At 65.2% G+C, this 20,759-nt stretch carries 24 protein-coding genes and 2 tRNA genes; 14 read left to right on the plus strand and 12 right to left on the minus strand.

All coding sequences use genetic code 11. The features are described 5' to 3' along the window. Positions 1 to 11 precede the first annotated feature (11 nt). Entirely contained in the window at positions 12 to 473 is a 462-nt protein-coding gene (locus tag KBY75_RS12275) for an N-acetyltransferase (RefSeq protein WP_255024091.1), read from the plus strand. A gap of 115 nt (positions 474 to 588) precedes the next feature. On the opposite strand, the gene KBY75_RS12280 is transcribed toward KBY75_RS12275, so the two are convergent. After that, positions 589 to 662: transfer RNA gene (locus KBY75_RS12280), tRNA-Arg, on the minus strand. 49 nt (positions 663 to 711) lie between these two features. Here KBY75_RS12280 and recF point away from each other — a divergent pair. Next, positions 712 to 1,839, plus strand: coding sequence for a DNA replication/repair protein RecF (gene recF / locus KBY75_RS12285; RefSeq protein WP_396098310.1), 1,128 nt, complete (start codon positions 712 to 714; stop codon positions 1,837 to 1,839). Positions 1,840 to 1,892: 53 nt separating this feature from the next. After that, positions 1,893 to 2,399, plus strand: coding sequence for an adenosylmethionine decarboxylase (gene speD, locus KBY75_RS12290; protein ID WP_255024092.1), 507 nt, complete (start codon positions 1,893 to 1,895; stop codon positions 2,397 to 2,399). A gap of 14 nt (positions 2,400 to 2,413) precedes the next feature. On the opposite strand, the gene larE is transcribed toward speD, so the two are convergent. Then, the gene (gene larE, locus KBY75_RS12295) at positions 2,414 to 3,274 is read right to left on the minus strand and encodes an ATP-dependent sacrificial sulfur transferase LarE (protein WP_255024093.1); all 861 of its coding nucleotides are present in this window, start codon (positions 3,272 to 3,274) and stop codon (positions 2,414 to 2,416) included. A 64-nt stretch (positions 3,275 to 3,338) separates the two neighbouring features. On the opposite strand from larE, the gene KBY75_RS12300 reads away from it, so the two are divergent. Continuing rightward, positions 3,339 to 4,487: a cob(I)yrinic acid a,c-diamide adenosyltransferase gene (locus KBY75_RS12300; RefSeq protein WP_254937611.1), complete on the plus strand. Its 1,149-nt coding sequence runs from the start codon at positions 3,339 to 3,341 to the stop codon at positions 4,485 to 4,487. A gap of 37 nt (positions 4,488 to 4,524) precedes the next feature. On the opposite strand, the gene moeB is transcribed toward KBY75_RS12300, so the two are convergent. Next, positions 4,525 to 5,697: a molybdopterin-synthase adenylyltransferase MoeB gene (gene moeB / locus KBY75_RS12305; protein ID WP_255024094.1), complete on the minus strand. Its 1,173-nt coding sequence runs from the start codon at positions 5,695 to 5,697 to the stop codon at positions 4,525 to 4,527. An 11-nt stretch (positions 5,698 to 5,708) separates the two neighbouring features. After that, positions 5,709 to 6,155, minus strand: coding sequence for a M67 family metallopeptidase (locus tag KBY75_RS12310; RefSeq protein WP_255024095.1), 447 nt, complete (start codon positions 6,153 to 6,155; stop codon positions 5,709 to 5,711). A gap of 47 nt (positions 6,156 to 6,202) precedes the next feature. Here KBY75_RS12310 and KBY75_RS12315 point away from each other — a divergent pair, with 47 nt between their 5' ends. Beyond that, entirely contained in the window at positions 6,203 to 6,589 is a 387-nt protein-coding gene (locus KBY75_RS12315) for a CAAD domain-containing protein (RefSeq protein ID WP_255024096.1), read from the plus strand. On the opposite strand, the gene KBY75_RS12320 is transcribed toward KBY75_RS12315, so the two are convergent. Beyond that, the gene (locus tag KBY75_RS12320) at positions 6,590 to 7,477 is read right to left on the minus strand and encodes a fructosamine kinase family protein (protein ID WP_255024097.1); all 888 of its coding nucleotides are present in this window, start codon (positions 7,475 to 7,477) and stop codon (positions 6,590 to 6,592) included. A gap of 35 nt (positions 7,478 to 7,512) precedes the next feature. Between KBY75_RS12320 and crtD the strand changes: the two genes are divergently transcribed. Next, positions 7,513 to 9,024 carry a C-3',4' desaturase CrtD gene (gene crtD, locus KBY75_RS12325; protein WP_255024098.1) on the plus strand — a complete coding sequence of 504 codons (1,512 nt, stop codon included), beginning with the start codon at positions 7,513 to 7,515 and terminating at the stop codon, positions 9,022 to 9,024. Positions 9,025 to 9,038: 14 nt separating this feature from the next. Here crtD and KBY75_RS12330 read toward each other — a convergent pair whose 3' ends face one another. After that, positions 9,039 to 9,935: a prephenate/arogenate dehydrogenase gene (locus KBY75_RS12330; RefSeq protein ID WP_255024099.1), complete on the minus strand. Its 897-nt coding sequence runs from the start codon at positions 9,933 to 9,935 to the stop codon at positions 9,039 to 9,041. Positions 9,936 to 10,009: 74 nt separating this feature from the next. Between KBY75_RS12330 and KBY75_RS12335 the strand changes: the two genes are divergently transcribed. From KBY75_RS12335 to KBY75_RS12345, 3 genes are read left to right on the plus strand one after another with little or no spacing between them, the layout of a single operon-like run. Beyond that, a complete protein-coding gene (locus tag KBY75_RS12335; protein ID WP_255024100.1) occupies positions 10,010 to 11,446 on the plus strand; it encodes a helicase in 1,437 nt (478 codons plus the stop codon). A 38-nt stretch (positions 11,447 to 11,484) separates the two neighbouring features. Next, a complete protein-coding gene (locus KBY75_RS12340; RefSeq protein WP_255024101.1) occupies positions 11,485 to 11,733 on the plus strand; it encodes a DUF2839 domain-containing protein in 249 nt (82 codons plus the stop codon). 53 nt (positions 11,734 to 11,786) lie between these two features. Next, positions 11,787 to 12,176, plus strand: a complete 390-nt coding sequence (locus KBY75_RS12345; protein ID WP_255024102.1) for a DUF1815 family protein — start codon at positions 11,787 to 11,789, stop codon at positions 12,174 to 12,176. A 34-nt stretch (positions 12,177 to 12,210) separates the two neighbouring features. On the opposite strand, the gene recA is transcribed toward KBY75_RS12345, so the two are convergent. Continuing rightward, positions 12,211 to 13,356 (minus strand): recombinase RecA, encoded by a 1,146-nt coding sequence (gene recA, locus KBY75_RS12350; RefSeq protein WP_255024110.1) that lies wholly within the window; start codon positions 13,354 to 13,356, stop codon positions 12,211 to 12,213. On the opposite strand from recA, the gene KBY75_RS12355 reads away from it, so the two are divergent. Then, a complete protein-coding gene (locus tag KBY75_RS12355; RefSeq protein WP_255024112.1) occupies positions 13,292 to 13,540 on the plus strand; it encodes a hypothetical protein in 249 nt (82 codons plus the stop codon). The genes recA and KBY75_RS12355 overlap by 65 nt on opposite strands. Before the next feature lie 126 nt (positions 13,541 to 13,666). Here the strand turns inward: KBY75_RS12355 and KBY75_RS12360 are convergent, their stop codons facing one another. The 5 genes from KBY75_RS12360 to KBY75_RS12380 form a co-directional block, all read right to left on the minus strand. Then, the gene (locus KBY75_RS12360) at positions 13,667 to 14,455 is read right to left on the minus strand and encodes an HAD family hydrolase (RefSeq protein ID WP_255024103.1); all 789 of its coding nucleotides are present in this window, start codon (positions 14,453 to 14,455) and stop codon (positions 13,667 to 13,669) included. Positions 14,456 to 14,464: 9 nt separating this feature from the next. Then, positions 14,465 to 14,536 (minus strand) — tRNA-Gln (locus KBY75_RS12365). A gap of 122 nt (positions 14,537 to 14,658) precedes the next feature. After that, the gene (locus tag KBY75_RS12370) at positions 14,659 to 16,302 is read right to left on the minus strand and encodes an AAA family ATPase (protein ID WP_255024111.1); all 1,644 of its coding nucleotides are present in this window, start codon (positions 16,300 to 16,302) and stop codon (positions 14,659 to 14,661) included. Positions 16,303 to 16,334: 32 nt separating this feature from the next. Continuing rightward, a complete protein-coding gene (locus KBY75_RS12375; protein ID WP_255024104.1) occupies positions 16,335 to 17,354 on the minus strand; it encodes an LdpA C-terminal domain-containing domain in 1,020 nt (339 codons plus the stop codon). Next, the gene (locus tag KBY75_RS12380) at positions 17,344 to 17,805 is read right to left on the minus strand and encodes an NAD(P)H-quinone oxidoreductase subunit N (protein ID WP_255021739.1); all 462 of its coding nucleotides are present in this window, start codon (positions 17,803 to 17,805) and stop codon (positions 17,344 to 17,346) included. Before KBY75_RS12380 ends, KBY75_RS12375 begins: the two co-directional genes overlap by 11 nt. A gap of 454 nt (positions 17,806 to 18,259) precedes the next feature. On the opposite strand from KBY75_RS12380, the gene rplC reads away from it, so the two are divergent. Genes rplC through rplB form a run of 4 tightly spaced genes read left to right on the plus strand, consistent with a single transcriptional unit; the run spans position 18,260 to position 20,728 of the window. Continuing rightward, entirely contained in the window at positions 18,260 to 18,907 is a 648-nt protein-coding gene (gene rplC / locus KBY75_RS12385; RefSeq protein WP_106632380.1) for a 50S ribosomal protein L3, read from the plus strand. 11 nt (positions 18,908 to 18,918) lie between these two features. Next, positions 18,919 to 19,554: a 50S ribosomal protein L4 gene (rplD, locus tag KBY75_RS12390; protein ID WP_255024105.1), complete on the plus strand. Its 636-nt coding sequence runs from the start codon at positions 18,919 to 18,921 to the stop codon at positions 19,552 to 19,554. Next, on the plus strand, positions 19,547 to 19,849 hold the full coding sequence (locus KBY75_RS12395; protein WP_094560045.1) for a 50S ribosomal protein L23: 303 nt from the start codon (positions 19,547 to 19,549) through the stop codon (positions 19,847 to 19,849). Before rplD ends, KBY75_RS12395 begins: the two co-directional genes overlap by 8 nt. Before the next feature lie 15 nt (positions 19,850 to 19,864). Then, positions 19,865 to 20,728, plus strand: a complete 864-nt coding sequence (rplB, locus tag KBY75_RS12400) for a 50S ribosomal protein L2 (RefSeq protein ID WP_255019278.1) — start codon at positions 19,865 to 19,867, stop codon at positions 20,726 to 20,728. Positions 20,729 to 20,759: the final 31 nt, after the last annotated feature.

A 20,759-nucleotide genomic window follows, 5' to 3' on the forward strand; every position in this document is an offset into this window, starting at 1 on the left:
TGGACTCCCTCTTGATCCCGTTCCGCAGCCAGCCCCAAGCCCCACGACTGAGGGAGGGCTATCACCTATTGGCCGATGGCCTGCTGCCCAGTGCCGAGGCGCTCAACCGGCTGCTGCTGGCAGCGGGTGATCAGCCCCGGCAGCCCGAGCGCTGGCAGCGGGTGCTGGAGCTGAGCGTCTGGCACTTGGGCGTGGCGGGCCCCGATGGCCGACTGGTGGGTTTTGTCAGGGCTACCAGCGACCTCGCCCTCAATGCCAACCTCTGGGACCTTTGCGCCGATCCTGCCGATCCAGCTGAAGCAGAGATCCTGGCGGTGCTCGTCCATGCCGCCCTGGGCCGGCTGCGCCGGGAGCTGGCGGGGTGCAGCATCTCTCTTTCAGCACCGCCCCAGGCCCTTGCTGCCCTGGAGCGCTACGGGTTTGCAGTGGATCCGGGTGGCATCCGCGCCATGGGGCTCAAGCTGGAGAGTTGATCTCAAGCTGGGGCTTGGCCAGCAGACCACGATCCCAAAGCGAACCCCCCCAACGCCGCCTGGGCCTTGACTGCCTCGGCGGTGGGGAGAGTTGGGGCGGGGAGCGCTGGGGTGACGAGCATGGAGGGACTCGAACCCCCGACCCTCAGAACCGGAATCTGATGCTCTATCCAACTGAGCTACATGCCCTTAAAGGCACCCCGCCTGGCCTACCTTAGCCGCTCACCGCATCAGACCCATCCGGCTGCATCGCCTGGAGCTGCTGCGTTTCCGCAATATCAGTCGGCTGGAGCTGAGCCTGGAGGCTCCCCGGCTGCTGGTGGTCGGGGCCAATGGCGAGGGCAAATCCAACCTGCTGGAAGCGGTGGAATTACTTGGCTGCCTGCGCTCCCACCGCACCAGTAGCGATCGTGATTTGATCCAGCACGGCGAGGCCAGCGGCCAGGTGCGCGCCCTCACCAGCAGCGGGGACCAGCTGCAGCTGGAGCTGCGCCGAAGTGCTGGCAGGCAGGCCCAGCGCAACGGCAAGCAGCTGGAGCGCCAGCTCGACCTGCTGGGTTCGCTGCGCTGCGTGGGCTTCAGCGCCCTCGACCTCGAGCTGGTGCGGGGCGAGCCAGCCGGCCGGCGTCAATGGCTCGACCGGGTGGTGCTACAGCTCGAACCTCTATACAGCGACCTGCTGAGTCGCTACGGGCGGCTGCTACGCCAGCGCAGCCAATTGCTGCGACGCGGCCTGGGGGGAACCAGCTTGCTGGCCCTGCTCGACACCTTTGATCTGCAAATGGCCGTGATCGGCACCCGCTTACACCGGCGTCGCTTCCGGGCGATCCGGCGCCTCGAGCCCCTGGCCGCAGCCTGGCAGGAGCGGCTCAGCGGCGGCCGGGAGATCCTGCAACTGAATTACCAAAGTGGCACCGTCTTGGCGGGCGAGGAGGCTGAGGAGCCTTGGCGTCAATCCCTGCTTGAGCAGCTACAGCTTCAACGCCAGGAGGAACTGCGGCTAGGCCAATGCACGGTGGGGCCCCACCGGGACGAACTAGAGCTCGCCCTGGCCGGCCAACCGGCCCGCCGCTACGGCTCAGCTGGCCAGCAGCGCACATTGGTACTGGCCCTCAAGCTGGCTGAGCTCGAGCTTGTGGGCTCCGTCCTGGGGGAGCCACCCCTGCTGCTCCTCGACGACGTGCTCGCCGAGCTAGATCCGGAGCGGCAACAATTGCTGCTCGAGGCGGTGGGCGAAGGTCACCAGTGCCTGGTGAGTGCCACCCACCTAGGAGCCTTCAGTGGGGGCTGGCAGGCCGAGAGCCAGGTGGTGCGGATGCGCGCCGGCCAGCTCGATCCGAAGATGCCAACTGACCTGGCCAGCTAGGCGCAGCTACCTGGCTGACAGCGTATGGTTGGAAGCTTGTTTGGTCGGATTCGATGACCCAGACCCTGCCCTGCCTCCACCCGAACCCGGGATGGACCGAGGCCCCTGCTGCTACCACCGCAGCCTCTCCCCTGCCTCACCAGATTTCCGAAACGGTCGGAAAACACTGCATCCTTGAGCTTTATGGCTGCGACAGCGCCAAGCTCGACGACGAAGCCTTCCTGAGGGACACCATCACCGCAGCAGCGAAGCGTGCCGGTGCCACCCTCCTCAACCTGATCACCCACCGATTCGAACCCCAAGGGGTTACGGGATTGGCCCTACTGGCCGAATCCCATATCTCGATTCACACCTGGCCTGAATCGGGCTACGCGGCGGTTGATGTGTTCACCTGCGGTGATCACACGATGCCGGAAAAAGCCTGTGCGGTTCTCGCCGCCGAGCTTTCAGCCAACGACCACAAGCTCATCAGCTTCCGCCGCGAGACACCGCCGTCGATTGCTGATAGCCCGCGTGATCCTTTGCAAGCTCAGGGGTTCACCGCCGCGGTGACCCTCTGATCTCGGGGGGCTAATCACCGGTTAGCTGAGCCCAGTTCCCGGTTGAGTTTGCCGCTCACCAGCCCCTCCAGATCCAGCCCCACGGCGCTAAAACCGATCTCCAGGAAGGCCGCCACCAGCGCCTGCCTGGCTTCGGGCTTGGCCCACAAACCCAGGGCCCGATCCAATTGGAGGGGAGGCAGTTCAATCCGAGCCGTCTGGCCCTGGGAGCGCACGCGCACCTGGGGCCATCCCATTGCCAACAACCAGGCTTCCGCTGCAGCCACCCGCTGCAGCCGCTCCGCCGTGATCGGTTCGCCGTAGGGAAAGCGCGAGGCCAGACAGGGCTGGGCCGGCTTGTCCCACCAGGGCAATCCCAGGGCCCGAGAAAGCTGGCGTACGCCAGCCTTGTCGAGGCCCACCTCGGCCAGGGGTGAGCGCACTCCGAATTCCTTTGCGGCCCGAATGCCGGGCCGATGATCGCCTAGGTCCTCGGCATTGACGCCATCGAGCACGGTCGCCCCTGCCGCCGCGGCCGCGATCGGCGCCAGCAGCCGGTGCAGCTCCCGCTTGCAGGCGTAGCAGCGCTGCTCAGGATTACTGGCGTAGGCAGGATCTGCCAGCTCCGCCGTAGCGATCTCCCGGTGGGCGAGCCGTAGCCAACGAGCCTGCTCCGCCGCCTCCGCCCGCAGGTGGGGGGCTAGGGCCGGCGACACACCCGTAATCGCCAAAGCTGCCTCACCGCGTTGCTCTACGGCGATGGCAGCCACCAGGGCGCTATCTACCCCACCGGAATAGGCCAACACCACCCGATCTAGGCACGCCAACTGCTGACGCAACGAAGCCAGCGCCAGCTCCAACGGCGGCGGCAACGGCTCCAACAGGGAAAACAACATCGCCACCAAACTCCTGCCCAGATCTTGGCAACCCCCACCCCAATGACGCCGGTAACATCGCCACATGAGCAGCACCCAGACGCCGCAACGGGGAACGGGCCGAGGTATCGGCATCCGTACGGCGGCCGGCAGCGATGAGCGCGCCCATGGCCAGCTGCACGTCTACGACGGCGATGGCAAGGGCAAAAGCCAGGCGGCACTAGGGGTAGTTCTGCGCACCATCGGCCTGGGTATCTGCGAGCAAAAACGCACACGGGTGCTGCTACTGCGCTTTCTCAAGGGACCCGGCCGGGCCTACGACGAAGACGCCGCCATCGAAGCCCTGCAACAGGGCTTCCCCCATCTAATCGATCAGGTGCGCACCGGCAGGGGAGACTTTTTCAGCGCCGAGGAAGCCACCCGCTTCGACCGGCAGGAGGCCCAGCGGGGCTGGGACATCGCCAAAGGGGCCATCGCCAGCGACCTCTACTCCGTGGTGGTGCTCGACGAGCTCAACCCGGTGCTGGATCTGGGCCTGCTTGATGTCGAAGATGTGGCCCGCACCCTGGCGGCCAAACCCGACGGCATGGAGGTGATCTGCACAGGTCGCGGTGCGCCCCGCCAGCTGGTGCAACTGGCTGACCTGCACTCGGAAATGCGCGCCCACCAGGGCCCCGGCGGCCTGGAAGGCGTCGAGATTTACACCGGTGAAGGCAAGGGGAAATCCACCAGCGCCCTGGGCAAGGGGCTGCAGGCCATCGGCCGGGGCATCTCCCAGGACAAAAGCCACCGGGTGCTGATTCTGCAGTGGCTCAAAGGTGGCGCTGGCTACACCGAAGATGCCGCTATAGCCGCTCTGCGCGAGAGCTATCCCCACCTGGTGGATCACCTGCGCTCCGGGCGCGATGCAATCGTGTGGCGTGGCCAGCAGCAGCCGATCGACTACGTGGAAGCTGAGCGGGCCTGGGAGATCGCCCGGGCCGCCATCTCTAGCGGCCTCTACAAAACGGTGATCCTCGATGAGATCAACCCGACAGTGGATCTGGAGCTGCTGCCGGTGGAGCCAATAGTGCAAACCCTGCTGCGCAAACCCGCTGAAACGGAAGTAATTCTCACCGGCCGCTGTAAAAACCGGCCTGCCTATTTCGACCTGGCTTCGGTGCACTCCGAGATGGTGTGCCACAAGCATTACGCCGAGCGCGGCGTCGATCTCAAACGCGGCGTGGATTACTGATGCTGGACTACTGAGGCTGGACTACTGAGAAGAGGCCTCAGTAGCGCATCACACTCGGATCAACTTCCTGGCTCCAGGCATCAATGCCTCCGGCCACGTTGATGCCCTCGATGCCGTGGCGTTTCAGGGCGATCAGGGCCTTGGCACTGCGGCCGCCCAGCTTGCAGTGGGCGTAAAGGCTTTTGCCTGTCGCCAGCTGCTGGATGCGTTCCACGGCCGTGCCGTTCTCGATCTGATCGAGAGGGATCAAAACGGCGCCGGTAATCACGGCGATCTCAGCCTCGGGGGGGTTGCGCACGTCGATCAGCACCAGGCCACTGGTATCACCATCGAGCAGCGTTTTGAGCTCGCCCACGCTGATGCTCTCCACAGCTCCGGATTCTTCCTGGCCAGGTGCGGTGCCGCCAACGCCGCAAAACTCTTGATAATCAATGAGTTTGTCGATCACTGGGCGCTCGGGATTGGGCCGCAGCTTGAGCTCCCTGAATTTCATCGCCAGGGCATCAAACAGAAGCAGCCGGCCGCTGAGGGTGGTGCCGATGCCGGTGATGATCTTCACCGCCTCGGTGGCCTGGATGACACCGATGATTCCGGGTAGCACCCCCACCACTCCGCCCTCGGCGCAGGAGGGCACCATGCCCGGCGGCGGCGGCTCAGGGAAAAGGTCCCGGTAGTTGGGGCTGGCTGCATCCAGGTTGAACACCGTTGCCTGACCTTCAAAGCGGAAGATCGAGCCGTAGACATTTGGCTTGCCCAGCAGCACGCAGGCGTCGTTCACCAGGTAGCGGGTGGGGAAGTTATCCGTGCCGTCGCAGACCAGGTCGTAGCCGGAGATGATCTCCAGGGCGTTTTCGCTGGTGAGAGCGGTCTCGTAGAGATCCACCTGGCAATGGGGATTGATCTCCAGGATGCGGGCCTTGGCCGATTCAATCTTGGGCTTGCCAACCCAGCTGGTGCCATGGATCACCTGGCGCTGGAGGTTGGAGTGGTCGACCACATCGAAATCGACGATGCCGAGCCGGCCTACGCCGGCAGCCGCTAGATAAAGGAGCAAGGGCGAGCCGAGCCCACCGGTGCCCACGCACAGAACAGAAGCCGCCTTGAGCCGCTTTTGCCCCTCCATACCCACCTCTGGCAGGATCAGGTGCCGGGCAAAGCGAGCCACCTCATCGGGGCTGAGCTGGACGCCGCTGGTGTCGGGAGGAAGCATGGCCTCTTGGATCAGGACACCATTCTCCATGGCAGGCGCAGGGGCGCGGCCGGACCTTCCGGCAGCCACCAGGCAACCAACTCCCCGCCAAGGTTTTCGGCCCCGAGGATCACCATCAAAGTGGATACCCCACAGAGACTGCGATCGGTGTCAGAAGGCGCGGCCCCACTGGTGGGGTGGCTGTGGGCCGAGCCCAGCAGCTCCAGCCCCTGCGCCCTGCCCCACTTCTGCGCCTGCAGCTGCTCCCTTGGATCAATCGCAAAGCGACGGCAGCGCTGCTGAGGCTGGGGCCAGACGTTGCAACACGGCCAGATCAAGCGCAGTTGCCACTCGAAGTCCAAGCGTTCGCCCAGCAGCAGGGCACAACCCTCCTCCGGTTCGGCGCTGGCCAAGATGGGGCGCAAAACGGTGAGCAGGTGCAGATCTGCCCTGATTTGCTCTGGCGCATGGGAGAACACGCCGATACCTTATGAATCATTCCAAACATTCGCCCTCCAACCGGTCCATGAGCGATACCACCACCGACGCGGTTGAGCAGGGCACTGCCACTGAAGTGGAGACTGACGCCACCTCCGGTGCCGCCGAAGTCAGCTTCAGTGAGCGTTACAGCGACATACTTGCCAAGGTGAACGGCACCCTGGACCAGGTGGACTGGAGCCAGATGGGCCGGATCGGCAAAGCCAGCGGCGTAATTCTGGCTGTGATCGTCGCTCAGATCCTGATCAAAGGAGTGCTCGACGCAATCAACCTGCTGCCCGTGGTTCCCGGCCTGCTGGAGCTGCTGGGCTTGGTGGTTGTCGGCCAATGGAGTTGGCACAACCTCACCACCAGCGAAAAGCGTGGTGCCGTGGTGGCCAAGGTCCAAAACCTCCGCAAGGAATATCTGGGCTAATCAGCAGCTATTAAGAAGCAGCTGATCAATGCTGGTTTGAGCCTGGCCCCCCCAGCCGCCTCCAAACAAGTTGGCGTGATTCAAAAGGTGATACAGGTTGTAGAGGGCGACCCGACCCTTGGCCCCTGGCTCCAGCGGCCAACCGTCTTTGTAGCCGCTAAAAAAAGCCTTCGGAAACCCGCCGAATAGCTGGGCCATCGCCAGATCCACCTCCCGATCTCCCCAGAAACAGGCGGGATCGAAAATTGTGCTGCAGCCATTGCTCAGCAGGCCCGCATTGCCGCACCAGAGATCCCCGTGCACCAGCGCCGGCTCACAGTGATGGCCGCTTAGCCATCGCGGCACGAGCTCCAGTAGCTCCCGTGCTCCCCGCAGCGGCTCTCCCCGGCTAGCGGCCCAGGCCAGCTGGGGCGCCAAGCGGCACTCCGCAAAAAACACCCCCCAATCGGAGCGCCAGCCGTTGGGCTGGGGGGCTGATCCAATGAAGTTGTCTGCTGCAGCGCCGTAGCCCTCGGCTGGTGCCGAGCCGGCACTGCTGCGGTGCAGCTGGGCCAAGGCCTGGCCGCATTGAAACCAAGCACTTTCAGCTGCGGCGCCAGGTGAGCCTGCCAACTGCAACCAGCTGAGCAACAGCACGGCGCAATCGCCGGCCACTCCCCATGCCAGGGGCTCTGGAATCACCAGAGCGGCGGGCGCATGGTGGGCCAACTGCTGCAGGCCGTTTAGCTCCGCCTCAAACATGGCCAGGGCGGCGGCCGCATTGGTCTTGGCAAACACGCTGCGACCATCAGCCAACTCCAGCCGCCAGGCCTGGTGGATACAACCACCCCCCAGCGGCGCCTGGGCCACCACGGCGCAGCCGAGCTGCTGCTCTACCCAGGCCTGCATCGCGCGCCCGCGCACTTGGTTGCCAGCATGGCGCCATGGAGAAGCGCCTCGATGTGGTGGTGGTGGGCGCCGGCATCGCCGGCCTCACCGCCGCAGCCCTGCTGGCCCGGGAGGGACTAAGGGTGGAACTGCTGGAAGCCCACCAGCAGAGCGGCGGCTGCGCCGGCACCTTCCGCCGCGGCCCCTACACCTTTGATGTGGGCGCCACCCAGGTGGCAGGCCTGGAACCGGGCGGCAGCCACCAGCGCCTGCTGGCCCACTTCGGTCTGCCCCTACCGCAGGCCACCCCCCTGGATCCGGCCTGCGTGGTGGATCTGGCCGATGGCCGGCCGCCGGTGCGGATCTGGCACGATCCAGCTCGCTGGAACGCCGAGCGGGAGCAGCAGTTTCCCGGCAGCGGCCGCTTCTGGCAGCTCTGCGCCACCCTGCATGGTGCCAACTGGGCTTTTGCAAGCCGCGATCCGGTGCTGCCGCCGCGCAGCCTCTGGGACCTGGGCCAGCTGCTGCCGGCCCTAAGGCCCGCCAACCTGGCCAGTGGCCTACTCGCTGCCGCCAGCGTGGCTGATCTGCTCACGCTCACCGGCTGTGGCGGCGATCCACGCCTGCGCCGCTTCCTGGATCTGCAGCTACGCCTGTACTCCCAGGAGCCAGCAGAGCGCACCGCCGCCCTCTATGGCGCCACCGTGCTGGCCATGGGCCAGGCACCGCTTGGGCTCTGGCACCTGCAGGGTTCAATGCAAGTGCTCAGCCAGCAGCTGGAGCAGGCCCTGGCTGCCGGCGGCGGCCAGCTGCGACTGCGTCACCGGGTGAGCGGCCTGGAGCGCAGCAACGAGCCTGGAGGCGGGGCGGGCTGGCGGGTACGGGGCGAGCGCTTCGAACGGCAGGCCGCCGATGTGGTGCTGGCGCTGCCGGTGCAAAGCCTGCCCGATCTGCTGGGCGAGCAGCTGCCCGCGGGCTACCGGCAACGGCTGGCCCAGCTCCCCGATCCCTCCGGCGCGTTGGTGTTCTATGGCGCAGTGGAGCGAGCCCTGCTGCCTGCCAACTGCCCCGCCCACCTACAACTCGATTGGGCCGATCCGGGCACCTTGTTTGTGTCGGTGAGCCACGAGGGCGACGGCCGGGCGCCGGCAGGCCTGGCCACGGTGATCGCCAGCGTGTTCACACCAGCGAAACCCTGGTTTGGCCTCGAAGCCAGCGCCTACGACCAAGCCAAGGCAGAAGCGCTGGCCGCCATGCAGCGGGGGTTGGAGTCGCTGCTGGGGATCAGCTCAGAACAGTGGCGCCACGCTGAGCTGGCCACACCCCGGGGTTTTGAGCGCTGGACCGGGCGGCCCTTTGGCTTTGTGGGCGGCCTGGGACAGCACCCCAGCCGCTTCGGGCCCTTCGGCCTGGCCAGCCGCACCCCCCTGCCGGGCCTGTGGCTGTGCGGCGATTCGATCCACCCCGGCGAGGGCACCGCCGCCGTGGGCCTCTCAGCCCTGATGGCCTGCAGGCAGCTGCTGGCAGAGCGGGGCCAAACCCTGAACCTCAGCGACCTCAACACTTAACCGTGTCAGGAGGATCAGAGAAACTGCGGCCGCAACTCCTGACTGCGATCGAGCTCCTGCCGCAAGCCCTGCCAATCCCCCTGGCTCACCTGCTGCTCGAGGGCTTCCAACCGCTGCCGGTAGAGCGCCAGCGCCACTAGCAGCGCCTCGCGGTTGCAGCGGGCCATCAGGGTGCCCAACTCCGGATTGCCGCCGCCCACCCGGCTGGTGTCGGCAAAGCCGCTCGAAGCCAGGGCGCGCACTAGGCCAGCTAGATCCCCAGCGCCCGCAGCGCCCGCCCGATCAGCCGTCTGCAGCAGGGCGGCACCCACCAACACCGGCAGGTGGGAGATCAGCGCCACCGCTTGGTCGTGCTCAGCGGCGCCGCAACTGAGCCAGTGGGCCCCCACAGCCTGGGCCAAGCCCTGAACCAACGCCAGCGCCTGCGGATCAGTGGCGGCAGAGGGGGTCGCCACCCAAGGGCGCCCGCGAAACAACCCCTGCTGCCCCGCCTCCACGCCCGCCTCAGCCGTACCAGCCATCGGATGACTGGCGACAAAACGGGGATGCAGGCCCTGCCAGAGCTGCAGCACCGGCGCCTTCACCGAACCCACATCGGTGATCACCGCCTGGGGTGGCAACGCCGCCAGCAACTCCTGCGGCGGCGCCAGCAGCCGGTCTAGGGGCAGAGCCAACACCACCAGGCTGCAGCCGGCCAGCACCGCAGGGTTGGTGCCCACCTCGGTGGCCAGAAGCCGCTGCCGGGCTCGCTCGGCGGTGGCCTCACGGTGCACTAGAGCGCGCACCTCCACGCCTTGGTGCTGCAAATCCAGGCCCAAGGAGCCACCAATCAATCCCAAGCCCACGATCCCCACGGGCCCCTGCCGCCACGGATTGGCGGTGCTGCGAGCACGAGCCTGGGGGCTGGGCAAGGAATCGGGAGTCATCGGGGGGCAGGAGCCATGCCGCCAGCTTCCTACGCTTTTGATCTGTTGGCTGGCTGGGAATGCTCGAAGCCCGCGCCCATCAGCAACTCAAAGCCCTGTTGCGCCAGGAGGGCAGTGCTCCCTGGCCCCACCACCTCAGCCTCAGCCGCTTGGTGGCCCGCAGCCTGCGCCGCGGCGACCACACCCTGGTGCGAATAGCACCAGGCAGCGAGCCCAGCTGGTGGATCAGCCTGCTGGTACCCCTGGCCCTGAGCGAGTGCCCCCTGGCCATAGTGGTGGGCGAGGACCAACGTCAACGGCTGCTGCAGGTGGAGCTGCCCAGGCTGGCAAAGGCCGAACCAAGCATGGCCCTGGCCTGCTTCGAGGGCGACCAAGCACCAGAAGCTGCCCGCGTTTGGCTGCTTAGCCATCAGCAGCTGGTCGCGGCCTGGCAACAGGGGTGGCTGGGGGAGCGTCAACTGGTGATCCCGGAGGCTGAACAGCTCGACGTCTTGCTGCGCCAAGCCCTGGAGGTGGTGGTCACACCCCAGCACTGGGACCAACTGCGGCGGGCCCAGCCCGCGGCCGAGTCCAGCCTGCTGAACCTGCACCAACGGCTCAATCGCCGGGTGCTCAGCGCCCCCCGCCGTCCCAACCAGCTGGTGGCCCTGGCCCCAGACGACGAAGCTCCCCTGCGCCATCTGCTGCAGCTGCTAAGCCCCCTACCCGCGCCATGGCCCGACTGGCTGGCCGCCAAGGGCGACGGCTGGACCAGCTGGGCCCAGCTGAATCCCCAACTGCTGCAATGGCAACTGCACCGCCACCCCCTCGAGCCCTTGGCGGTGCTGCGCGGTCTGCTGGAGGGGCGGGGTGCGGTGCTGCTGGGCCAACTTGCGCCGGGAAGTGAATTGGGGCTGCAGCCGGTTGTGGACCTGAATCTCGGCGATGCACCCCTTGCCGACCCCCTGCCCCTATTTGCGCCGCTGCGCCAACCGCTGCCGAATAGCCCGAACTACGGACAGCACCTGCTCGAGCAAAGCCGGCGCCTGATCCTTGGCCAAGCTGGGCTAACGGTCGTGCTGATCGATGACGACGCCCTGCGATTGGGACTTACCAGTGGGCTGGCAGCGGAATTCGGCAGTCGCGTAGGGCACGAGAGCACCGCGCCCGAGGGCAATGGGGTGATTTGTGGCCGCTGGTGCTGGTGGCTCGAGCAGCAGGCCCGGTTGCCGCTGCCAAGCCAGATCGTGATCGCCCTGCTGCCCATCGCCAGCCTCGAAGATCCACTCACCGCTGCGCGAGTAATGGCCCTGCGCCAGGAGGGTCGCGATTGGTTTCGAGAGGGCCTGCTGCCAGATGCCCTCATCCGTTTGCAGCTCGGTGTAGCGGGGCTTAGGCGCGAGGGCGCTGGCCGACTGGCCGTACTGGATGGGCGGCTGCGGGGGCGGAGCTGGGGCCGCCAGGTGCTCGCAGCCCTGGAACCCTGGATCAACCTCACCCGCCTACTGCCTCACTGACGTGGGATCCTGACTTCACCATTCAAGTAGCGGAGGCCATGGGGGAAGCCAAACGTCGGAGCATTCAGGGTCTGCCACCCAAGCTGGTTAAGCCGAAACGGCCCAAGGAAATTGACACCTCCCCCCGAATCGCAGCCTGGCTGCCTCTGACGCGCAACCAGGCTGATCGCTTCGTCACCCTCTCCACCAAAGGGGCCTGGATAGGCATCGGCGCCCTGGTGCTGTTCTGGCTGACGGTGCGTTTTGTCGGCCCCGCCGCCGGCTGGTGGAACCTGTCCGACGGCTAACCCGCCAAATCCTGAAGAAAAGATTAGAATCTTCTTGAATCCGCCGGGTCGTCGTGTTCCCACGCTTAGCCGAGCAGTACAGATCTGTGGTTCACGACCTGGTGATGAGTCTTCAGGCTCTCGCCAAAAGCCTTCAAGGCCGAGGCATTGCAGCCACTTGCTATGTGTGCGGTGATGGCCGGGATGGTCACGGGGCCTCTTTCGTCGCCAACCTCGACGCGAATCACATGGTTAGGTTTTTGGTTTCCGATTTCGGCATCAGCTGGGTGGAATCCCGCGATGGCCACGAACTGGTGAAACTGGAAGGAGCCGAAGCCATCCAGGAGCTGCAGCGAGTCGCTCAGGTGCTCCAAAGCCCCGTGGCAGCACAAGGATCGCGAACTCCATCTTCAGCCAACCTGCCTAACCCCAACCAGCTCAAGGGAGCATTCACTCTCCCTTGAGCTGGGGCAAATCCCTTGAGCTGGGGCCAGCCGCTCAGCTAGCCACCGACAACTCTTCGAGGCCATCGCCCGCTTCAGCGAGCCCTGATGCTGCAACAGCCGCCTTAGCAGCCGCGGCGAGGGGCTTCATGGAATTGGCGGTGACCTCTGAGCCCTCCTTCAGCTTTTGCCGAGTGAGCTGCTCAATCACCTCAGCTTGGGCTGGGTTTTGCTCCAGCCAAGTGATCGTGTTATCGCGACCCTGACCAATGTTGTCGCCCTCATAGCTGTACCAGGCACCTTTGCGAACCACCACACCGGTCTCCTCGGCCAGGTCGAGCAAACAGCCCAGGGTGCTGATGCCACGGCCAAACAAGATGTCGAATTCAGCGATCCGGAAGGGCGGGGCGACTTTGTTTTTAGCCACCTTCACCTTGGCGCGGATGCCGTACTCCTCGGTGCCCCGCTTAAGGGTCTGAATCCGGCGAATATCTAAGCGCACCGATGCATAGAACTTGAGGGCATTACCCCCAGTGGTGGTTTCCGGATTGCCGTAGGTGACACCGATCTTCTGGCGCAGCTGGTTGAGGAAGATCACGGTGCAGCCGGATTTACCGATGTTGCCGGTGATCTTGCGCATCGCCTGGCTCATCAGACGAGCCTGGGCACCCACCGCCAGGTCCCCCATTTCGCCTTCAATTTCAGCGCGGGGGGTCAAGGCCGCCACCGAGTCGATCACAACGATGTCCACGGCGGCTGAACGCACCAGCTGGTCGACGATCTCCAGGGCCATCTCACCGGTATCCGGTTGGGAGACCAGCAGATTTTCAATGTCAACGCCAAGGGCCGCTGCATAGACGGGGTCGAGGGCATGCTCAGCATCCACAAAAGCGGCCACACCACCTCGCTTTTGCACCTCGGCAATGGCATGCAGCGTGAGGGTGGTCTTACCGGAACTCTCCGGCCCATAGACCTCCACTACGCGGCCCTTGGGATAACCCCCACCCAGGGCCAGATCCAGGGTGAGGGCGCCGGTGCCGATGGTTTCCACCCGCATGCGGGACGCATCCCCCAGGCGCATGATCGAACCCTTGCCGAAATTGCGCTCGATCTGATTCAAGACAAGCCCCAAGGCCTTGTCGCGCTCGGCCGCTGCCCGACTATCGGCAGTCGAATTATTAGCTGAAGAGGCAGAAGCCAAAGAATTAGTAGCTGAAGAGGTGGTAGCCGCAGAAGTGGCAGAAGCCGAAGCAGAACTGGCTGAGGCGCGGGAAGCAGGGGGCACGGAAGAGCTGGAGGGGGAGTTAGGGGTAGCGGGCATAACAGCAATCAAATGCGAAGGAACAGGCCGCAAAGACGAAAAGCAGGGCGGGAGCAAGCCGTAAATCGGCATGACCCGCAGGTACGGCCTCCAGGCAAACCCGAAGACGGCCATCCTGCGACCTCTAAGCAGCAAGTGCCCCCAAAACGGGCCGGCGTATCAATTGCTTGTAGTACGAGCGTACTCTAGCTCACTGGGGCCATTGCGCCAGGGGGGCAGCAAATTGCTCCGGCGTCAGCCAGGCGATGTCAGCCGGCAAAGCCTCAGCGTCCTGAGGACCCAAATACCCCCAACTCACCAAAAAACAACGCACCGCTGCCAAGCGGGAATCAGCTCGCACCGTTGCCAGCGTGGGGCGTCGGTCTTCGACAAACCAGAGCGGTCGCCCCTGATCGAGCAGCTGGTGCAGCACCTCGGGCTTGCTGCCGTGCTCGTGGCCGTAGAGGGCTGAAGGCTCTAGAGCCGCAGCCGCCAACAGCCTGGCAGCAAAAGCGGCGCCCTTGGTGGTGAGCACCACCCAGTCGGCCCCTTCCAGCCCCAAGCGCTGTAATCGCTCCTTCACCCCCGGGTAAAGCCTGTGGCGGGAAAGCCAGGCAGCAGGCGCTTCAGCGATGGCGGCATTGCGGACCTGCTCGAGCTGGCGCTGCAGCCGCTCCGGCTGCCACCCCCAACGGGCCAGAGCGGCAGGTAAGGCCCCGTCGTAACCGGCCAGCAACTCCTGCAGATTGAGCTCCGGGCGGCCCAGCTCCGCCGCCATCAGCACCATCTCCCAACCCTTGTGAATCAGGGGCCGCAAGCGGGCGAAGCCTGCCGGGGCCTGCTCGGGGAGCGCCAGCTCTGGAGCCAGCTGCAGGGCCGCCGCCCGGGCCGACCACCAGTATTCGGGCATGCCATCCATCAGCACCCCGTCGAAATCAAAGACGATCAAGGGGCCAGATCTAGCCCAAAAGCCAGTCGCAGCAGGGGGAGCGAAAGACATGGATCAAAACTGGGTCGCTAGGATTCGAACCTAGGAATGGCGGTACCAAAAACCGCTGCCTTACCGCTTGGCGACGACCCAATGGCGCTCTGGAAGAGCTTGAACCAAACCTAATGGATGGGCTCAACCGGAATTTCCGGTACCCAGATAGTTACCCATAGAGCCCGGTCCTTCGTCAACCGCAGCAGCCACCGGCTCCAAGCTCAAGCAGGAAATAGCCGCAGCCGCTGCTCCACACCGCGGCCAAATACGGCGGTGCGTAGCCGATAGCGATCAGCTAATTCCGCCTGCATCAGCCGCACCCTCTCGCTGCGGGGCAGCAGCTCTACGGGCTGGCCGTGGGGCAACACCACCTGTTCAACCGCCAGCCGGCATTCCTCCAGTCCGGCGAGCGCGTCATCGGCCTGGGCGCTGCAGGCAGCAACTGCAACTGGATCCTTTTGCGCCTGGCCCTCACGATGACGCTGGAGCAGCCGCTCTAGGGCGCGCTGCAGCTGGGGCGGGGCCGCCGATTTCAGGACCAAAATCGGCAAGCCCAGTTCCTGAGCCTGACGGCGCACCTGGGGATCACGGCCGAGATGTTGGCGCAGGCTGAGTACCGCGTCAGCCAGCTCGACACTGCCCACCAGCTCCACGGGCAACTGACGGGCCCGCACCACCTGCTCCAGCGGCCCCAGGCTGAGGCCCGCTCCGTACACCCGCAACATCGCTGCAGCGGCTTCAACCGCTGGGCGCTCTGACGCCCCGTCAGCATCCTCCAACTCGGGCAGGGGTGCGGCCGCCAGCCGTGGTCGCCCATGGGGCCGCGGCGCCACCGCCTCCCTGGTGGCTGGGGCAGGCGCTGACTCCTGTTGCCGCTGCAGCTGCCCATCAGCGCCGAGCTCCCGAATCTCGGGGCGCCCCCCCTGCCCCCGCAACAGCATGTCCACCGTGCGGGCCACATCCCTGTGCACGTGCCACCGATGGCGGCTGTGCATCTCCACCGCCATGGCGAAAGTGGGCTCGGCAGCCCTCTCCAAGACGGTTTTCTGCGTGCGGCGGCGGCGGGCCTCCTCATCGCCGAGCGTCACCGCCTGAATGCCACCCACCAGATCGGAGAGGGTGGGGTTTTTGATCAAGTTTTCAATGGCATTGCCATGGGCCGTGGCCACGAGCATCACGCCACGCTCGGCAATGGTGCGAGCCGCCTGGGCTTCCAGCTCGGTGCCGATCTCGTCAATAACGATTACCTCGGGCATGTGGTTTTCCACGGCCTCGATCATCACCTGGTGCTGAAGCTCCGGCCTGGCTACCTGCATGCGCCGGGCCCCGCCGATGGCGGGATGGGGAATGTCGCCATCCCCGGCGATTTCATTGCTGGTGTCAATCACCACCACCCGCTTGCCCAGGTCGTCGGCCAGCACCCGGGCGATCTCTCGCAGGGCCGTGGTCTTGCCCACACCAGGGCGCCCCATCAACAGCAGCGACTCGCCGGCGTCGAGCAGATCGCGCACCATGGCCACCGTGCCAAACACTGCCCTGCCCACCCGGCAGGTGAGTCCCACGATCGTGCCACTGCGATTGCGGATCGCACTGATGCGATGCAGGGTGCGCTCAATGCCGGCACGGTTGTCGCCGCCGAAGCTGCCGAGTCGCTCCACCACTGCAGCCAGGTCGGCGCGCTCCAGGGGCTGATTGCCCAGGGCGCTTACCTGGCCCGGGTAGCGGGCCTCAGGCACCCGGCCCAGGTCCAGCACAACCTCCAGCAACTGCTCACGCGACTCGGCGGTCGCCAGGGCCGCCTGCACCAGCTCAGGCAGTAGGGCCAGCAGGCGATCGAGGTCGTCGGTGACGCGCTGGGGGGCGATCAAAGCAGGGCTGGACACCGAATCGCATGGCACTACGTACGTTCTAGCCAGGGATTAACAAGCTCCCGAGCCAGCCCCAGGGCCAGGGGGAAAAGCTCGGCATCGGCCAGCAAAGAGCGTCCCCGCCCCTGGGCCTCAAGTAGCAGGGGCTGCAACAGCCGGCGAGCCACGCCACCAAAGGCGACGCCAGCGATTCGATGCTGCAAGGGATAGCTCCTCAACTGCGGCAGCGTGTGGGCGTTGGTGCCCCCAGCCAGCTGCACCGGGCCGGGGGGAGCCTGGGGGAGCACGGCCGCAACCAACTTGACGGCGGCACGGGCCGTACCCGCCCCCAGATCACCACTCATCGGCCGGCCATCGAGCTGCCAAAGGGGACGAAAGCCGGCGCCGCGCAGCAAAGTAAAGCGCTGCCATAGTTCCGCCACCAGCGCAGCCGGCGACTGGGCTGTGCCTTCAAGACCCGTACTCACCGCCAGCCGCTGCAGCTGCACGCCACTGGCCCGCAGCTGACTCACCCGCTCCGCAAAGGCCACGCCGCGACCGGGGTGGGTGTGCAGTTCCACCGCATCAGGGCGCAACTGGGCAAGCAGGGGAGGCACATCAGCCCCTGCCAGCACCTGACTGCGCTCCTCAATCAGTCCGTGGGGGCAGGCCGGCAGGCAGCGGCCACAGCCGTAGCAGCGCTCCGCCAATACTCCTGGAGCGCCTGTAGCGGCCAGCCCGATGGCCAAGGCTGGACAAACCCGCTCACAGGGGCGGGGGCAGGCCGGCGGGCAGCAAGCGGGGTCGAACCATGCTTTGCGGAAATGGGGATCGTCGCCATCGCTGAGGCTCAACATCAGCCAGGGGCGGCTGGCTCCACGGGCTTCGGCCCAATCAATCCCGCGGCGGATCGCGGCCACCACAGCCGCATCTACCGCGCCATCTATGCAGTGCACCCCGGCCAGAGAAAAGATGCCGCAGAGGTCTTCGATCGCAGCCAGATCCTGGTTGCTAGCCCCGCAGATCAACTTGACCCAGCGCCCTGAGGCGAGAGCCTGCTCAGGCGTCAAGCAGCTGCTCAAGGGGCTGCCAGCGCAGTTCCCGGGAACCGCCCATCTCCACCACAAGCTTGAGCCGGGGCTCACGCTGGCAGAGGGCAATCAGGGAGCCCAATTCAGCTTGAGATAGGACCTGCCCCTCCAACAACCACAGCAGGATCGGCTGCGTGCCCTCGAGCAAAGCCCCCAATTGGGGCATCACCCGCTGCACCTCGCCCACGGCTGCACCCCTGCCCACGCTCTGGTGACCCAGGTGGGGCGGACGCACACCGTGCAACTGCAAAAGAAAGGCCTCAGGATCACCAAGCCCCCGCGCCGAGGTGAGCTGGGCGCGATAACCAACGGCCCGCATCCGTCGCATCAAGCGAGTCTCTGCACCACCCTCAAGGGGTGCAAATAGGGCCAGAGCACCAGCGCGCTCAAGGTCCTGGCGGAAACCGCGACCGGAGAGCAGCAGGGGCATTACGGGTAATCGCTAGCTAGGCACCACTTTGACAGCCCAGGACCGGTTAGGTGGTGAGGTATGTTCATCAACTGTGCCATTGATATGTGCCCGACCGCTAGCCGGGCCTCCAGATCACGGCACACGATCACCAGTGGTGGTGATCGTCCTCGGCCAGCACGGTTCCAGCAGCTTTAAAAGGTTGCAGGTCCCGTCGGGAAACTGCCAGAACGCACTGCCCTCACGTCTGTTGAGTTCAGTCCGGTTCCGATAAGTCCCAGCCGCGCTGATCCGAATCAGATCAGCCTCGCTAGCCCTTGGAAATCGCAATCCGTTGCTGGAAGCCCATGCTTCCGCGGCGAAGAGCGGCCCCTCGGCCGAGCTAGGCAACATCCTGACCGCTTCAGTTTCACCGTCGTGCATGAGCTCCCTGCTCACTGCGCTCGGTGGTCCAGCTGGCGTTGTTTCCCCTCCTATGTCTATCGGCATTCTTGGGAAGAAATTGGGCATGTCCCAGTTCTTCAACGACGAGGGCAAGTCCATCCCGGTCACCTTGATCGAGGCTGGTCCTTGCCGCATCACCCAACTCAAAAGCACCAGCACCGACGGCTACAACGCCGTTCAGCTTGGTTTTGGCGACATTCGCGAAAAACTCGTGAACAAGCCAGCCAAGGGGCACCTAGCCAAATCTGGTGATGAGGTATTGCGCCACCTGAAGGAATATCGGGTCGACAGCGTGGATGGCCTTGAGCTGGGTGGCTCCATCTCCGTGACGGCCTTTGAGCCTGGTCAAAAGGTTGATGTGAGCGGCGACACCATGGGCCGTGGCTTTTCCGGCCTCCAAAAGCGCCACGGCTTCAGCCGGGGCCCCATGACCCACGGTTCCAAGAACCACCGAGAGCCTGGCTCGATCGGCGCCGGCACCACGCCGGGCCGCGTCTACCCCGGCAAGCGCATGGCGGGCCGCTACGGCGGCAAACAAATCACCACCCGCGGCCTCGTCATCCTCAAAGTGGATGTGGAGCGCAACCTGCTGGTAGTGAAGGGTTCGGTGCCCGGCAAGCCTGGCGCCCTGCTCAACATCCGCCCGGCGAACCGGGTGGGCGCCAAAGCCGGGAACTGAGGAGAAAACCAATGGCTAATTGTGTAATTCGCGACTGGCAAGGCAAGGAGGCCGGCAAGGCTGCCCTTGAGCTCAAAGTCGCTAAGGAATCGTCCGCCACAGATTTGGTGCATCGCGCCGTGGTGCGTCAGCTGGCCAATGCTCGTCAGGGCACAGCCAGCACGCTTACTCGCGCTGAAGTAGCCGGTGGCGGCCGCAAGCCCTACAAGCAAAAGGGCACAGGTCGGGCCCGCCAAGGCTCGATCCGAACCCCGCTCCGCCCCGGCGGTGGCGTGGTGTTTGGTCCCAAGCCCCGCAGCTACACCCTGGCGATGAACCGCAAGGAGCGTCGCCTGGCCCTGCGCACCGCGCTGATGAGTCGCATCGACGACATCACCGTGGTCAAGGGCTTTGGCGTTGGGCTCGATACCCCCAAAACCAAGGAAATCACAGCTGGCTTAGGCCGGCTTGGTATCGAAGCCGGCACCAAGGTGCTGGTGGTGCTCGACGGAGCCTCCGAGGCCGTGCGCCGCTCGGTGCGCAACCTCGAGAAGGTCAAGCTGATCGCTGCGGATCAGCTCAACGTGTTTGATTTGCTCCACGCCAACAAGTTGGTGGTGAGTGAGGAAGCACTCGCGAAGATTCAGGAGGTCTACGGCGATGGCTGAACGTTTTTCGAGCCGGCTTGCGGATGTGATCCGTCGGCCGCTGATCACCGAGAAGGCCACCCGGGCCCTCGAGCAGAACCAGTACACCTTTGAGGTGGACCATCGGGCTGCAAAACCCGACATCAAGGCTGCCGTTGAACAGCTGTTCGACGTCAAAGTCATCGGCATCAGCACCATGAATCCCCCTCGCCGCTCCCGGCGGGTGGGCCGCTTCGCCGGCAAACGTGCCCAAGTGAAGAAAGCAGTGGTGCGCCTCGCCGAAGGCAATGCCATCCAGCTGTTCCCTGAGTCCTGAGGGGTCTGAAAAGTAATGGCTATCCGTAAATACCGACCCATCACCCCCGGCACCCGTACCCGTGTCGCCAGTGACTTCTCCGAAGTAACTGGCCGCGAACGGGAGCGAGGCTTGGTGGTCGCCAAACACCGCCGCAAAGGCCGCAACAACCGTGGCGTGATCACCTGCCGCCACCGCGGCGGTGGTCACAAGCGCCTCTACCGCATCGTCGACTTCCGCCGCGACAAGCTCGGAGTCGTCGCCAAAGTGGCGGCCATTCACTACGACCCGCACCGCAACGCCCGCCTGGCTCTGCTCTTCTACGTCGATGGCGAGAAGCGCTACATCCTTGCTCCGGCTGGCATTGAGATCGGCCAACAGGTGATCTCCGGACCCGAGTCGCCGATTGAAACGGGCAATGCCCTGCCTCTATCTGCCATTCCCCTCGGCTCCAGCGTCCACAACGTGGAGCTCTATGCCGGGCGGGGCGGCCAGATGGTCCGCACCGCTGGTGCCAGTGCCCAGGTGGTTGCAAAAGAGGGCGACTACGTAGCCCTCAAGCTGCCTTCCACCGAGGTGCGCCTGGTGCGCCGCGAGTGCTACGCCACCCTCGGTGAAGTTGGCAACTCCGAAGTGCGCAACACCAGCTTGGGCAAGGCTGGTCGCAAGCGCTGGCTTGGTCGCCGGCCTGAAGTGCGCGGCTCGGTGATGAACCCCTGCGACCACCCTCACGGTGGTGGTGAGGGCCGCGCCCCGATCGGCCGCGCCGGTCCGGTCACCCCCTGGGGCAAGCCAGCCCTTGGCTACAAAACCCGTAAGCGGAACAAACCCAGCAATCGGTTTGTGCTCCGGAAACGTCGCCGTACCTCCAAACGGAGCCGTGGCGGACGCGATTCCTGATGATCAACACCGCTTTGCTGTTCGCTTAATC

It is taken from the genome of Cyanobium sp. T1G-Tous (genome assembly GCF_024345455.1).
Classification (GTDB): domain Bacteria; phylum Cyanobacteriota; class Cyanobacteriia; order PCC-6307; family Cyanobiaceae; genus Cyanobium_A.